This window comes from Myxococcus sp. CA033 (assembly GCF_013336625.1).
Classification (GTDB): domain Bacteria; phylum Myxococcota; class Myxococcia; order Myxococcales; family Myxococcaceae; genus Myxococcus; species Myxococcus llanfairpwllgwyngyllgogerychwyrndrobwllllantysiliogogogochensis.
Window position 1 is genome coordinate 193,080 of the sequence record NZ_JABUMU010000013.1, and the last position, 12,435, is coordinate 205,514.

General features: G+C 68.2%; 12 protein-coding genes. 6 read left to right on the plus strand and 6 right to left on the minus strand.

The annotated features are described in order from the left end of the window. Positions 1–30: 30 nt before the first annotated feature. The 6 genes from HUA78_RS27450 to HUA78_RS27475 form a co-directional block, all read right to left on the minus strand. On the minus strand, positions 31–1,965 hold the full coding sequence (locus tag HUA78_RS27450) for a HEAT repeat domain-containing protein (protein ID WP_371745671.1): 1,935 nt from the start codon (positions 1,963–1,965) through the stop codon (positions 31–33). A 90-nt stretch (positions 1,966–2,055) separates the two neighbouring features. Beyond that, positions 2,056–3,408, minus strand: coding sequence for a chromosomal replication initiator protein DnaA (gene dnaA / locus HUA78_RS27455; RefSeq protein WP_141648947.1), 1,353 nt, complete (start codon positions 3,406–3,408; stop codon positions 2,056–2,058). A gap of 258 nt (positions 3,409–3,666) precedes the next feature. Further along, a complete protein-coding gene (locus HUA78_RS27460; protein ID WP_141648948.1) occupies positions 3,667–3,951 on the minus strand; it encodes a hypothetical protein in 285 nt (94 codons plus the stop codon). A 3-nt stretch (positions 3,952–3,954) separates the two neighbouring features. Next, entirely contained in the window at positions 3,955–4,359 is a 405-nt protein-coding gene (locus HUA78_RS27465; protein ID WP_174477484.1) for a hypothetical protein, read from the minus strand. Positions 4,360–4,374: 15 nt separating this feature from the next. Continuing rightward, positions 4,375–7,671, minus strand: coding sequence for a DUF3626 domain-containing protein (locus HUA78_RS27470; RefSeq protein ID WP_174477485.1), 3,297 nt, complete (start codon positions 7,669–7,671; stop codon positions 4,375–4,377). A gap of 36 nt (positions 7,672–7,707) precedes the next feature. After that, positions 7,708–8,373 (minus strand): LysM domain-containing protein, encoded by a 666-nt coding sequence (locus HUA78_RS27475; RefSeq protein WP_217442613.1) that lies wholly within the window; start codon positions 8,371–8,373, stop codon positions 7,708–7,710. 305 nt (positions 8,374–8,678) lie between these two features. On the opposite strand from HUA78_RS27475, the gene rpmH reads away from it, so the two are divergent. From rpmH to HUA78_RS27505, 6 genes are read left to right on the plus strand one after another with little or no spacing between them, the layout of a single operon-like run. Beyond that, the gene (rpmH, locus tag HUA78_RS27480) at positions 8,679–8,831 is read left to right on the plus strand and encodes a 50S ribosomal protein L34 (protein WP_141648952.1); all 153 of its coding nucleotides are present in this window, start codon (positions 8,679–8,681) and stop codon (positions 8,829–8,831) included. A gap of 12 nt (positions 8,832–8,843) precedes the next feature. Beyond that, a complete protein-coding gene (gene rnpA, locus HUA78_RS27485; RefSeq protein ID WP_141648953.1) occupies positions 8,844–9,266 on the plus strand; it encodes a ribonuclease P protein component in 423 nt (140 codons plus the stop codon). Next, positions 9,263–9,481, plus strand: a complete 219-nt coding sequence (yidD, locus tag HUA78_RS27490; protein ID WP_141648954.1) for a membrane protein insertion efficiency factor YidD — start codon at positions 9,263–9,265, stop codon at positions 9,479–9,481. Before rnpA ends, yidD begins: the two co-directional genes overlap by 4 nt. Positions 9,482–9,529: 48 nt before the next feature. Further along, a complete protein-coding gene (gene yidC, locus HUA78_RS27495) occupies positions 9,530–11,350 on the plus strand; it encodes a membrane protein insertase YidC (RefSeq protein ID WP_174456106.1) in 1,821 nt (606 codons plus the stop codon). Continuing rightward, positions 11,347–12,177 carry a hypothetical protein gene (locus tag HUA78_RS27500; RefSeq protein ID WP_371745672.1) on the plus strand — a complete coding sequence of 277 codons (831 nt, stop codon included), beginning with the start codon at positions 11,347–11,349 and terminating at the stop codon, positions 12,175–12,177. Before yidC ends, HUA78_RS27500 begins: the two co-directional genes overlap by 4 nt. Before the next feature lie 11 nt (positions 12,178–12,188). Next, positions 12,189–12,416, plus strand: a complete 228-nt coding sequence (locus HUA78_RS27505) for a hypothetical protein (RefSeq protein ID WP_141648817.1) — start codon at positions 12,189–12,191, stop codon at positions 12,414–12,416. The last annotated feature ends 19 nt before the right edge of the window (positions 12,417–12,435 follow it).

The window sequence follows — 12,435 nt, forward strand, 5'->3', positions numbered from 1 at the left end:
ACCTTTCACGTCACTTCCTCGAGGGACGCCCTACTCCGCGAGGAGTGATGAAGCCAGACGTCTCACGTCCTCGGAGTCATCGCGGGCGACCACGTCGCGCAAGAGCTCACCGGCCAGGTGCTCCACGGTGAGCAGTGTCCCCAGCATCCGCACCACCTCGGCGCGGACCTGGGGCTCGGGCTCCGCACGCAACACCTGCGCCACCGCGCGCAGGTGCGGACCGGCCACGCGCCGCGAAATCATCACCGCCGCCTGCACGCGCACCCGTGCCTCCGGGTCCTCCAGCAGCACCGTGTCCAACAACACATCCACATCCGCGCCCGCCATCGCCCCCAGCGCCTCCGTGGCCACCACGCGCACCTCCGCCGAGCGGTGAGCCAGCGCCGCGCGCGCATACTCCAACCCCCGCGCCGAGCCCGTCCGCGCCAGCGCCCGCAAGCACGTCTCCACATCCAGCCGCTTCGCCTCGCAGCGCCCCATCAACCCATCGAGCACCCCGAGCGCACGTCCGGGCTCCGAGCGCTCCAACCCCTTCGCCACCGAACCGAGCGCGAGCACCACCGCGCGCTTCAGCTCGCCTTCCTTCGTCGCTCCCACGGCCCGAGCCAACGCTTGCGTCAACTCCGCCGACGGCCGCGCCACCTTCCCCGCCGCCGTGGCCACCAACGCCCGTGTCGTCACCCTCAGCCGTGATTCCCCCAGCAGCCGGGCCAGCTCCCGCTGTGCCTCCGGAGTCCCCGCGCTCCCCAGCGCGTCCAACACCTGAGCCACCCCGCCGTCTTGCGCCGCCGCCACCCGCCGCACGCGCCGCGCCGCCAACACCGCCTTCGTGGGCAGCAGTCGGAACAGCGCCGCCAGTCGCTCCCGGGCCTGAAGCAACTCCTGCTCCCGCGTCTCCGTCTCCAGCACGCCGAGCAGGACCTCCAGCGTCGCATCCCCCACCAGCCGACGGTCCCCCTCCACCGTCGCCGCCCCCATGCGCGCGGACTCCATCGCCGACAGGGGTTCCGCGTGCAGCCGGCTCCGGGACTCTCGAAACACTCGCATCGACAGCGATGTCCGACGCGGCGTCTCCAGTCGAGTCAGCGCCACCCGGGTCTCCGCGCGCGTCTGGGGCAGTCCCGTCGCGCCGCCTCCCAGCTCCACCACGTCCGAGCCCGTCACCTCTCGCAAGAGCCCGTCCTCGTCGAGCATGAAGTCCAGGTGCCCCCGCAGCCGAGGCACCACCAGGCCCGGACCCCGAGGCCCCGTCGGCGCCCACAACGGCAGCGCCGTCCGCAGGTAGCGCCGCTTCGTCTTCACGTACGTGTTCGCGCTGCCCCCCGCGCGGTACTCCGACTCGTAGTCCCCGGTGGTGTCCGTCTCCTCCGTGCTCCAGCTCCGCCCGTCCTCCGCCACGAACTGGGTGGCCGCCAGCAGCAAGCGCACGAACCGCCTCTCCCTCTCGGCCAGCTCTCCGTCGAAGTGCACCGAGAGCACGCGTCCACGGGGGTCCTGGGCCACGTACACGGGCCGCTCGAAGCGCGAACGAAAGGCGCGCAGTTCGTCTTCGCCGAGTGGCTCCTCCACCTCCACCCGCGAGGGCTCCACCCGAGCGGAGAAGAAGTGCTGCCCTCCCTCCTCGCCCAGATACGTCAGCTCCAGCACTCCGCTCCAGCCGGTGTGCCGCCAGGTGCGTCCCGTCTCCGCGCCGGGGAGCTGCTCGGCCGAACGCGCATCCAGGTCGAACGAGTATCGGTGTTCCAGGCCGGGCGTCAGCACGCGTTGTCGGCCTCGCTTCCCGGGTGGGACTGTCTTTGGGACAGCGGTGGGAAGGGGCTCGTCGGAGCGCGGTGCGGGGTGGCTCACCGAGATGACCTGGGTGGGCGCGGACGGCTTCCAGCCTCGCTGCGCCTCGAAGCTCCACAGGGCCATCACCGCCAGCAAGACGATGAGGGGCACCAGGCTCTTCAGGCGAGGGGACACGGCACCTGGGATACGGAGCCACCCCCCATTCCTGGTCGTCGGCCCGGCGTGACGCGGTGCCTCAACCCGGGGAGGAGGAAGACCGAACGCTCACTGACCGCCGAGCCGCAGCTCCAGCTCCGCCAGCTCCCGCTTCACGGTGGGGTCCGACTCCCGCAGCCCCTCCACCTTGCGCACGGCGGAGATGACGGTGGAGTGGTCCTTGCTGAAGCGGGACGCAATCTCCGGGTAGGAGCTCTTGGTCAGCTTGCGGCTCAGGTACATGGCCACCTGCCGCGCATGCGCCAGGGCCTTGTGACGGCGGTCTTCCTTCAACGACTCCACCGTGACTTTGTAGAAGCGAGCCACCTCGCGCTGGATGGCTTCCACGTCCACCACGTTCTGCGCGGGGAGGATGTCGCGCAGCACCTCCGCGGCGAACTCCTCCGTCACCGGCTGGCGCGTCAGACTGTGCACCGCGGACAGCTTCACCAGCGCGCCTTCGAGCTCACGCACGTTCTTCTGGATGTGCTTGGCGATGAAGTGCGCCACCGAGTCCGGCAGGTCCAGGTTCTCCGTCAGGGCCTTCTTCTGGAGGATGGCCACCCGCGTCTCGTACGTGGGCTCGCGGATGTCTGTCATCAACCCCATGGTGAAGCGACTGCGCAGCCGCTCCTCCAGGCCCGGAATCTCCGCGGGCACCGTGTCGCTGGTGAGGATGATGGCCTTGCCCAGCTCGTAGAGCGTGTTGAAGGTGTAGAAGAACTCCTTCTGCGTCTCCTCGCGCTTGCCCAGGAACTGGATGTCGTCGATGAGCAGCACGTCGCACTCTTCCCGGAACTTCCGCCGGAAGTCCGTCATGCGGTGCTCGCGAACGCTCTCCACGTACTCGTTGGTGAACTGCTCGCTCGACAGGAACACCACCCGCTGCGTGGGGTCCTTCTCCCAGATGTGATTGCCCACCGCCTGCAGCAGGTGCGTCTTCCCCAGGCCGGTGCCGCCGTAGATGTAGAGCGGGTTGTAGTGGTGGCCCGGCTTGTCGGACACGGCCTGCGCCGCCGCGGCGGGGAGCTGGTTGCTGTCCGCCACCACGAAGGTGTTGAACGTGAAGCGGCTGTTCAGCCTCGAAGGACGGCCAATGCTCACCTTCACGGTGGGTGTGGGCGGGAAGAAGCCCTCCGGGACAAGTCCCTCCACCACTTCGTAGGCGACGGAGACGAGTCCGTCACCCAACCGGGCCAGGTGTCCTTCGAGCAATCCGCGGTAGTGGTCATCCACCCAGTCGCGGAAGAAGCGATCCGGAACACCGAGGACGAGCGCCCCGTCACGGACCTCCAGCGCGCGAACCCGGTCCAACCACTGGAGCGCGTACTGACGGCCTTCCTGACGGATGGCCTCCAGCATCTTGTTCCAGAGAATTCCAGCACTTGGAATGGAGGGTGCGGCCTGAGCGAGGGCGTTCAAGTGTGTCTCAACCGTGCAAAGCGGAGGGAGTTGCGAGCGTCTGGCGGTGCTAACAGACGCTTCCGGGTGGATCAAGCTACCGACCCAAAGCGGCGCCGTTGAAGGATCTTTTCCGGGTCCGGATGATCGGCAACGGCCATGCCGCCCCGGCGCGATTGTGGAGATCCGCCCGACGCCCCCCAACCGCTGGGGTTCCCCTGTCCCGACTTGACTGTGGGTACGGAATGCAAAAGGGCGCGGTTTCGCGCGTGCGCGCCCTCAGGGGCTCCCGGTGGATCCGCTGGAGGGCACCACGCCCAGCGCTTCGTGGCTCTGGGCATCCAGCTCCGGGAAGCAGAGGTGACACGGCCCCTGGGGCAGTCCGCCGACGCGCGCGAAGCCCCGCGCATCCGTGCGTCCCTTTCGCTGGGTGCCGTCCGCGAGGATGACGATGAAGCGCTCGTTGGCGATGGGCATGTCGTTCTCCCCCACCAGTTCGAGCTCCACCCAGCCCTCTTCCAGGGGGCACGCCTGCACCGCGGCACTGTTGTCTTCGAGGCCCATGTCCTAGGTCCCTCCGTTCCTGAAGCGCTGTCGTGTCTGGGCGTTGCGTGCTTCGCGCTGCTTCCTGCGTGTCGCCTCCAGGTGCAGGCGGCGCATCCGCTCGTGCGGCTCGGTGACGTCCGCGTCATCGAGCATCTGCCGGGCCCAGCGCAGCTCGGGACGTGACTCGAAGTCGAGCCCGTGCAGCGCCGTCACCTCCAGGTACCAGGTGAGGCCCTGCCTGGACGTGAGCGAGCGCGCCTTCGCCTGACTCATGCCCTCTCTCACGTGCGCCGCGAGCGCCGCGTCGTCCAAGGCTCGCAGTTCCTCGGGGAAGTGGCGCCGCAAGTGCTCGCGCAAGTCCGCTTCGAAGCGCTGCTCCGAGACGGCGCCGAGCGCGCTCAGCTGGTTCTCTCGAATGGTCAGCATGGGCGAGGGCATCCGTTAGAGCGTGGACTCCGCTTCGGAGCTGGGGAACTTCGAGTCGGGAGGCTTCGAGTCGGACACGGGGAGCTTCGGCTTTGGAGGCGCCTTGTGGTGCTGCGCGCCGGAGAGCTTTCCGGTGACGGTCCGCGCGCCGAGGGGGTTCTGCTGTTTCATCGCGTCCTCCCGGGTGGAGAAGACCTCGAAGCTGTCGTCGCTCACGTAGCGCACGGGGATGCCGCCGGGGCGCTCGTCGGTGGCCCACAGTTGAGCGAAGGCGAGCAGCTTCGCGTCGAAGGCGCCCCAGTCCCAGACCTTCTCCTCGCTCTTGTACGCGTCGCGGCTCGCTGGGTTCACGCTGATGCGAATCTCCTCCACGTCGTGGGCCCACTCGACGAGCCCGTGGATGTGGGCCTCGATGTAGGGGATGGCGGCCTTCTTCTGGGCCGCCCTGCGCAGGCCGTCGTTCTGTCCCCGCCCGGCGGCGTAGAGCTTCAGGTGGTCCTCCTGGAAGCGCAGGCCGCTGATCTGCTTCAAGAGGGTGAACGGGTGGGTGGGCGTGCAGAGGTCGTCGGGGAACACGCCCACGCTGAAGGTGTCGTTGTGCGTGAGGGTGATGCGCCGCCAGAGGTGGGGCTTGAGGATGTAGGCCGCGTCGCCGTACTTGGGGCACGCGCCGGACGTCGTCTGCGCCAGGTTGATGGCGGCGTACTTGGGCCGGCGCGCGCGGTCGAAGCCAGGGGACTCGCAGGGGGTCTGGTACTGGACCTTGAAGCGCTCGGCGTTGTCGCGAGGCACCGAGTCCGTGCTCGCGCCCACGCGCTGCTTGCCCGTCTTGAAGAAGATCTCCCAGTACTGGGCCAGGTGTGCCGGCAGCTTCGTGCCCCGGTCCACCGCGTCGATGACCTTCTCCAGGTCATCGCAGTTGAGGTTCGCCGTGAGCTGGAACTGCACCAAATCCCGGCCGAAGTTCTCGACGGTGTAGTCCGTGGAGCCCGTGGTGTTGAAGGCCGTCAGGGCCTCGGTGGCGAGGGCGTGGTCGCGCGTCACGCGCTCGATGGTGTTGATGCGCGCGCGGACCAGCACCAGGCGCTCCTCGGGCGTGAGCTTCAGGAACTGGGCGTCCTTCGGGTCGAAGCAGGCGTGGAAGTAGTACTGGTAGAAGAAGGGGAAGGACCGAGGCTTCTGGACGATGGCCTCGATGAGCACCGACTCGTGGGCCTCGAAGTAGCCGCAGAACTGCTTCGTCACGCCCCGGAAGGACTTGAGCCCTTCCTCGAAGTGGACCCTCCCTGGCCCTCCGGGCTTGCCGTCGTCTCCGTCTTCGGGCGGCACGGCGATCTTCTCGGTGATGTGGACGAACCAGGCCGCGTCCGCGATGAGCTGCTCGCGGAACTCCTGCTTGCGTCCCTCCGCCAGCTTCACCCTGTCCAGCCGCTCATCGGTCAGGAACAGCAGTCGCTCTGGCAGGAACTTCTTGTTGTTGAGGACGCGGTGGATTTCGAGCGTGTCCGCGTCGTGGACAATCTGCTCGTTGAGGTCCCCCAGCCTCGGAGGCTTGGGCTCATCCGTGCGCGCGGTGTTCTTCGCGTCGCCCTTCTTCGCGGAGCGGCTGTCCACCTTGCTCACGGTGAGGACCTTCGCGACGGAGACGCCCTTCTCCTCCGGGGGCTTCGGCTTCTCCTTTCGCTCGTCGTCGTTCTGCTCGTTCTTGACGATCATCCTCGCGACGTAGGCGGCGTACTCGTTCCCGTAGCCGGACTCGCGCAGGTAGTAGAAGCAGTTGCGCGCGCTCTCGTGCTCCCAGACGTCCTTGCCTGAGCTGGCGCGGGCGCAGTCATGCATGCCGATGCCGTAGGCGATGGCGGAGATGTCCACCTCATCCAGCTCGGGCTCGGGCATCCGCGCGAGGGCTTCGTCGCGTTGCCCGTCGTCATTGGCTGGTTTGGTGCGCAAGCTCTCCGGTCGCGTGTCCCCGGGCAGGAAGCGCGGCTGGCCATGGCGCAGGTAGAAGTTCGCCATGGCCATGCCGAGTATCAGGCTGCGCGCGATGTGCTGGTGGTTGTGGTGGAAGTCGGGAACGTTCTGCTCGTAGTGCGCCAGGAGCGTGTTCATGTCCTGGCGCTGGAACTGGAAGAAGGTGGGCTGGAAGCCCTCCGCGGGCACGCGCTTGAGGAGGCTCTGCGTCCGGTCCGTCTGGATGGCCTCGGAGGTGTCCGGATGGAGTCGGGGCTCCAGCGTGAAGCCGCCCTTCTCCACATAGGTGGAGTACTTGGAGACGAACCCGCCCCCCTTGGGCTTCCGGGGTGAGGGAACGCTCGACGACTCACCGAGCACCTCCCAGAGGGTCCGTCCTTCGTCCACCAGGGTCATCAGGCTCTCGGCGCGCTCGCCGTTGATGACCGTCAGCGCGCTCGGGCTGGTGTGGATGAAGCACTTGGTGAAGTCCCGGTCGTTGTTCGTCGCGAGCAGCAGGGCCGTCTTGAGCTTCTTCTTCCGGCTGCTCTTCGTGCTCATCAGCGACTTCTTGAGGATGACGTCCGAGTCGCTCTTCTTCGTGGGCTCGGGAGGCTTGCGCTCCTTCCGGGCAGACGACTCGCCCCCGAGCGGAGGCGGTGGCTGGGCCAGGGGCGCGGGCGGAAAGAGGGGCTCGAGCGCCCTCAACATCTGTCCTCGCAGCAGGTCGCAGCTCGCGCTGGTGATGAGGCCGAGCTGGTTCGCGGAGAGCGTCTGCCCCGCGCGCATCAGGGCCCGGGCGAACTGGATGACGTAGAGGCCGCAGTTGTAGCCATCCTCCTGCCGCTCGACGTCCGCGGAGGTCGTGAAGTCGAGCGCCCGGGAGAGATAGCCCTTCGCGTGGAGCTTCTGGATGAGGGCCCGGGCCGCGCCCGCGTTGCTCTCCCCCAGGGAGTCGTAGTGCACGAAGGCGCGGGTCGCCGCGGAGAAGACGAGCAGGCTCCAGTGGGTCTCCTCGGTGTTGACGGGAAAGAGGAGCACCGGCGCGTCCTTCGGCAGCTGGGTGGTCGCCAGGTCCAGGTGCCGCGCGGCACCCAGCTCCGCGCCCAGGGAGTTGCCGAAGGCCTCGTCATCCCCGTCCTTGCCCGCCTTGACCACGGAGGGGGAAATCCACATCACCTGGTGGGCGTTCAGCGCCCCCAGCCCGTCGTCGTAGCCGGTGACGCCGTGGTCGATGAGGGTGTCCGTCATCCATCCGGTGTCTTCACGCAGCTGGAAGAGGTCGTAGCGGCTCAGGAGGTTCCGCGTGGCGCGCAGAACGGTTGCGTCACTGTCGATGTAGAGAATCCACTCGTGGGCCATGAGGGCTTTCGCGGGCGCGATGTTGGACGGTGAAGGTCAGGAGCCGTGGATGGCGATGAGCTGGGTGCGCGTGCGGTCGTCGACGGTGGTGACGCGCTCGTACGCGTCGTCGTCACACGCGAGCAGGTCCTCCGGTGTCAGCTCCAGGCCGCAGTGCTCGCGCTTGAAGGCGATGACGGCGACGGCGAGCTCGTCCTCGTCCCCTTCGACGTCCAGGTAGCCCAGGTTGATGAGCCGCTGGCGCACGCCGCTGGCCTCCGTGGCCGGGTCCAACCGGCTCAGCTTCAACTCGTAGCGCTCCTCCCCTTCCAGCTCGAGCGTGGCCTGCTGGCTGCCCGGCATGACCCAGAACGTGACGTCCCCGTCGGGCCCGGTGGTGCCGGAGAGGGCCTCACCGTCGACCTCCAGGAGGTACCGGGCGTCCTTTCGGGGCTCCGAGCCGCTCAGGAGCCGCACCTGGACCTGCACGGGCACGCCCTTGCGGCGGAAGCGGTAGCGCCTGCCCGTCTGGGCGGCGTGGCGGACCTGCTGGAGGGCGGGAATCGTCAGGACATCGCCGGCCAGGAGCACATTGGGGTCCTGGCGCAGCTCACGGAGTTCAGCGTTACCCGGGTCATTCCAGATGGCCTCGGGGAGCAGGCCGTAGCGAGCCGCGATGTCATTCAAGCACTCATGTTCCTGGGCGACATGCACCTGGGGCATCACCCGACTCTAACGCGGCGCGAAAGGTCGTTTGAGCGCATTGCAGGGCCTGGCGGAAGTTCCGAGCCCCGGGGTGATCGGCCGGGCGGCCTGGACTTCCGTTTCCGGACCCATGTAGGCAGGCAGGCGCCCCCTCTGTGGGCAGGGGGCGACGGTTTCGTTCCCAGGATCGGGAAAATGGGGCGGGTGGAGGTGATCCTCCGTTGACTTACCCTGGAAATGGGGTATGCCCCCGGCCCTTTCCCTAGTTCAGGTCGCGCCGGAGCAGCAGGAGGCGCCGCCTTCATCATCAAGGAGTTCGAGCCGTGTCCAAGCGCACGTACCAGCCGTCGAAGCTGCGCCGCAACCGCACCCACGGGTTCCGCAAGCGCAACGCCACCAAGTCCGGCCGGGATGTCCTCAAGCGCCGCCGCGCGAAGGGCCGCAAGCGGCTGGTCGTGTCGGCTGCGAAGAAGTAAGCGAGTCCGCGTGTGAGGGCCGAGGGTGCGACGCCGGGGCAGCAGGGCCCGGCAGACCAGCGCTTCCCCAAGGCCCTTCGCCTGCTCAGCAGGCGTGAGTTCCTCGAGGTGCAGGACGGTGGGCAGAAGCTCCCCTCCGACTGTCTCCTCGCTCTCTACAAGCGCAATGGCCGGACGTACTCCCGTGTTGGCCTCACCGTGTCGAGCAAGGTGGGAAACGCGGTGGTACGGGCGCGCCTGAGGCGGGTGCTGCGGGAGTTGTTCCGCAAGCGCCGCATGCAATGGCCCCCGGGCCTGGACGTTGTGTTGGTGGCGCGCTCGTCCGCGAAGGAAGCCTCCTTCGTGGCTCTGTCCCGCGCCTTCGACGGTGTCACCCGTAAGCTGCAGCGGCTCCCGCCGGCCGCCGAGCCGAAGCCGAAGGAGCCTCCCAGATGAGCCCGCTCGCCTTCGCCATCTCGCTGCCCATCCGGTTCTACCGGAAGTTCCTCGGGCCGCTCTTGCCGAAGGTGTGCCGCTTCCACCCCTCCTGCTCCACCTACGCCATGGAGGCGCTGGAAAAGCACGGAGGCCTCAAGGGCTCCTGGCTCACCCTGTGGCGCTTGATGCGCTGCCAGCCTTTCCACCCCGGTGGCATCGACCCGGTGCCGTGACGGGGCTTCCACCCCTTGCCGCACCCTCCCCCGAGGGGAGGGACCTCTATGAACGATCCGCTTTCGCCCCAGTCGAACGACTCCCAGAAGCGGCTGCTGGTCGCCCTGCTGCTCTCCTTCGCCGTCACCGCCGGATGGATGTTCCTCTTCCCGCCCCCGCCGGCCGCCCCCGGCGCCGACGACGCGGGTGTGACGACCACCGGCACGACGCAGGACGCGGGCACCACGGCCCAGGCCGCCCTTCCTCCGTCCGGTGAGGGCACGCCGCCGCCCACCGGAACTCCCTCGGACGCCACTCCTCCCCCGCCCGCGCGGCAGGTGGAGATGATGCGCAAGGACTCCGTCTACCGCTTCTCCTCGCTGGGGGCGGGCCTGACGGAGGCCCAGTTGCAGGGTGTGAAGCTGCGTGAGCAGCACTCGCTCACGTTGGCCCAGGGCTGGCAGTTGCTGGTGGGCAAGGAGGTGCCTCCCGCGCCGCAGATGAACCTGGCGCAGCCGGTGCCCAACGAGCCGTTGCCCCTGTCCGTCACCATCGAGGGCTCAAGCCCCCTGCCGAAGAACGTGCCCTACACGGTGGAGGAGAAGAAGGGCGGCGGCGCCGAGTCCGTCACCTTCACCGGCCGCCAGGGCCCGTGGGAAGTCGTGAAGGTGCTCCAGTGGCCGCACGAGGGCTTCGAGCTCACGTACACCATCCAGGTGAAGAACACCTCCGGCCAGCCGCAGAACGGCGAGCTCCAGGTGCACTACGGCCGCGCCATCGACCCGAACTTCGAGCACGCCCCGTCCTTCTTCGGCGGCGTGGGCAACCTGAGCCGCTCCGCGTGCTGGGTGGACGAGAAGCTCCACAACATGAACCCGGGCGACGACAAGCCCGAGGACACCAAGGGGCAGATCCACTTCTTCGGCATCAACCAGCAGTACTTCCTGTCCGCGCTCTACCCGCTGGACGGGCCGCGTCCCGGTCACTGCATCCTCACCGCCACGCCCACCGCGCGGCAGGTGACGGCGGCCTTCCCGCTGAGCGTGGGCGCGGGCGAGACGGTGACGCTGCGGCTCGGTGGCTACCTGGGCCCCAAGGACCCGGACCTGATGGCCGTGGTGCCCGGTCCGGAGCTGCGTCAGGCCGCGGGCCTGGGCGAGGCCGTGTTCCACCCGAAGCTCGAGGACACCGTCGACTTCGGCATCTGGGCGGTCATCTGCAAGATTCTCCTGGGCATCATGAAGTTCTTCCACGGCCTCACCGGCAACTGGGGCGTGGCCATCATCCTGCTCACCGTTGTGGTGAAGCTGGTGCTGCTGCCACTCACCTACCGCTCCATGGTCAGCATGGAAGAGGTGAAGAAGCTCCAGCCGCGCATGGAGGAGATTCGCAAGAAGTTCGCGGACAACCGCGAGCAGCAGAACGTGGAAATCATGAAGCTGTACCAGGAGGCGAAGGTCAATCCGCTCGGCGGCTGCCTCCCGCTGCTCATCCAGATGCCGGTCTGGATTGCCCTCTTCACGGCGCTGCGCAACAGCTTCGACCTGTACGGTGAGCCCTTCTTCGGTCCCATCTGGAGGGACCTGACCTACAAGGACCCCACGTACCTGCTGCCCCTGGCGCTGGGCATTTCGATGATCATCACCCAGAAGATGCAGCCGCAGATGATGGATGCGACCCAGGCGAAGATCATGACCTGGTTCGTGCCCGGCATCTTCACGCTGACGCTGCTTCAGTACCCGGCGGGCCTGTCGCTCTACATCTTCACCAACAACATCCTCTCCATCGCGCAGCAGTACGGGCTCCGGAAGTGGCTGGACCGGAAGAACAAGCCCCAGGCAGGGGGCGGAACGCCCGCGGTGGCGACAGCGGGAGGAAAACGCAAGTGAGCGAGCAGCAGGTTCCTCAGCAGGCCCCCGTGGGCGGCGCTCCCGCCTCGGGCGGGACTCCGGCCCCGGACTTCCGGCCGCGCGTGGAGAAGCTCCTCGGGGACATCCTCGGGCTGATGGGCTTCCCCGCGCGCCTGGACATGCAGGACGCGGCGGATGGCAGCCTGTCCGTCGCGCTGCACTTCGAGGCGGGTCCTCCTCCCGGCGTGGAGCAGGGTCGCCGCAGTCAGGTGCTGGATTCGCTCCAGTTCCTGCTCAACAAGATGCTGCACCGTCCCGGCGTCGAGCGGCGCTGGGTGGTGCTGGGCTGTGGCGCGCACCCGGAGCCTCGTCAGCGTCGCGAGCCGCAGCAGCAGGCCCCCGCGCAGGCGCCCGCCCCCGTGGCTGGCGCGGCGGCGGCCCCGGCTCCTGCTCCCGCGGCGGCGCCCCGTGCGCCTGCTCCCGTGGCTCAGTCGCAGGCTCCCGGGAAGCAGGCGCAGCGAGGGGCGGCTCAGGCCGCGGCGCCTCGGAGTGCGGCGGCGCCCGCGCGGGCGGGCGGCGAGTCGGATGAGCGCTCGGTGGCCGTGGAAGAGGATGCGGCGCTGCGAGAGGCGGTCCGCCGGCTCGCGGAGAAGTCCGCCAGCCTGGGGCGCTTCTACGCGCTCGCCGCGATGAAACAGGATGACCGCGCGCGCGTCTTGAAGGCGGTAGAAGGTGTGGCGGGGTTGAAGGTGACGGCCGAGGGCGAGGGTCGCAACCGCCGTGTCGTGTTCACTCCGGAGAAGCCGGCGCCGCTGCCCAAGCGGAGCTTGCTCCCGGATGATGACGAGGACGATTTCGACGAGTGAGAGGGCGGTGCATGGGCAAGGCGAAGGGTCTCAAGGACAAGCTGTACGGCGCGGCGGTGCTGAAGATGAGCTTCCGCCTGCGCGGGGATGAGGAGTCTCCCGCCTTCCGCTTCGTCTACCCGGGAGTGCTCCGGGACCTGGAAATCGAAGACGGAGCGGTCGAGAAGTACATCGAGGAGAATCGCGAGGCCGTCGAAAAGGCCGCCCGTGGTTCCACGCCCCCCATGGGGCCCCGGTAGTCTCTCCCGCGCGGAGGGG

Excerpts from the sequence above, each read along its gene's own strand:
- HUA78_RS27460 (WP_141648948.1), bottom strand. The coding sequence starts at position 3,951 with ATGGGCCTCGAAGACAACAGTGCCGCGGTGCAGGCGTGCCCCCTGGAA.
- HUA78_RS27465 (WP_174477484.1), bottom strand. The coding sequence starts at position 4,359 with ATGCTGACCATTCGAGAGAACCAGCTGAGCGCGCTCGGCGCCGTCTCG.
- HUA78_RS27470 (WP_174477485.1), bottom strand. The coding sequence starts at position 7,671 with ATGGCCCACGAGTGGATTCTCTACATCGACAGTGACGCAACCGTTCTG.
- HUA78_RS27475 (WP_217442613.1), bottom strand. The coding sequence starts at position 8,373 with ATGCCCCAGGTGCATGTCGCCCAGGAACATGAGTGCTTGAATGACATC.
- yidD (WP_141648954.1), top strand. The coding sequence starts at position 9,263 with ATGAGCCCGCTCGCCTTCGCCATCTCGCTGCCCATCCGGTTCTACCGG.
- yidC (WP_174456106.1), top strand. The coding sequence starts at position 9,530 with ATGAACGATCCGCTTTCGCCCCAGTCGAACGACTCCCAGAAGCGGCTG.
- HUA78_RS27505 (WP_141648817.1), top strand. The coding sequence starts at position 12,189 with ATGGGCAAGGCGAAGGGTCTCAAGGACAAGCTGTACGGCGCGGCGGTG.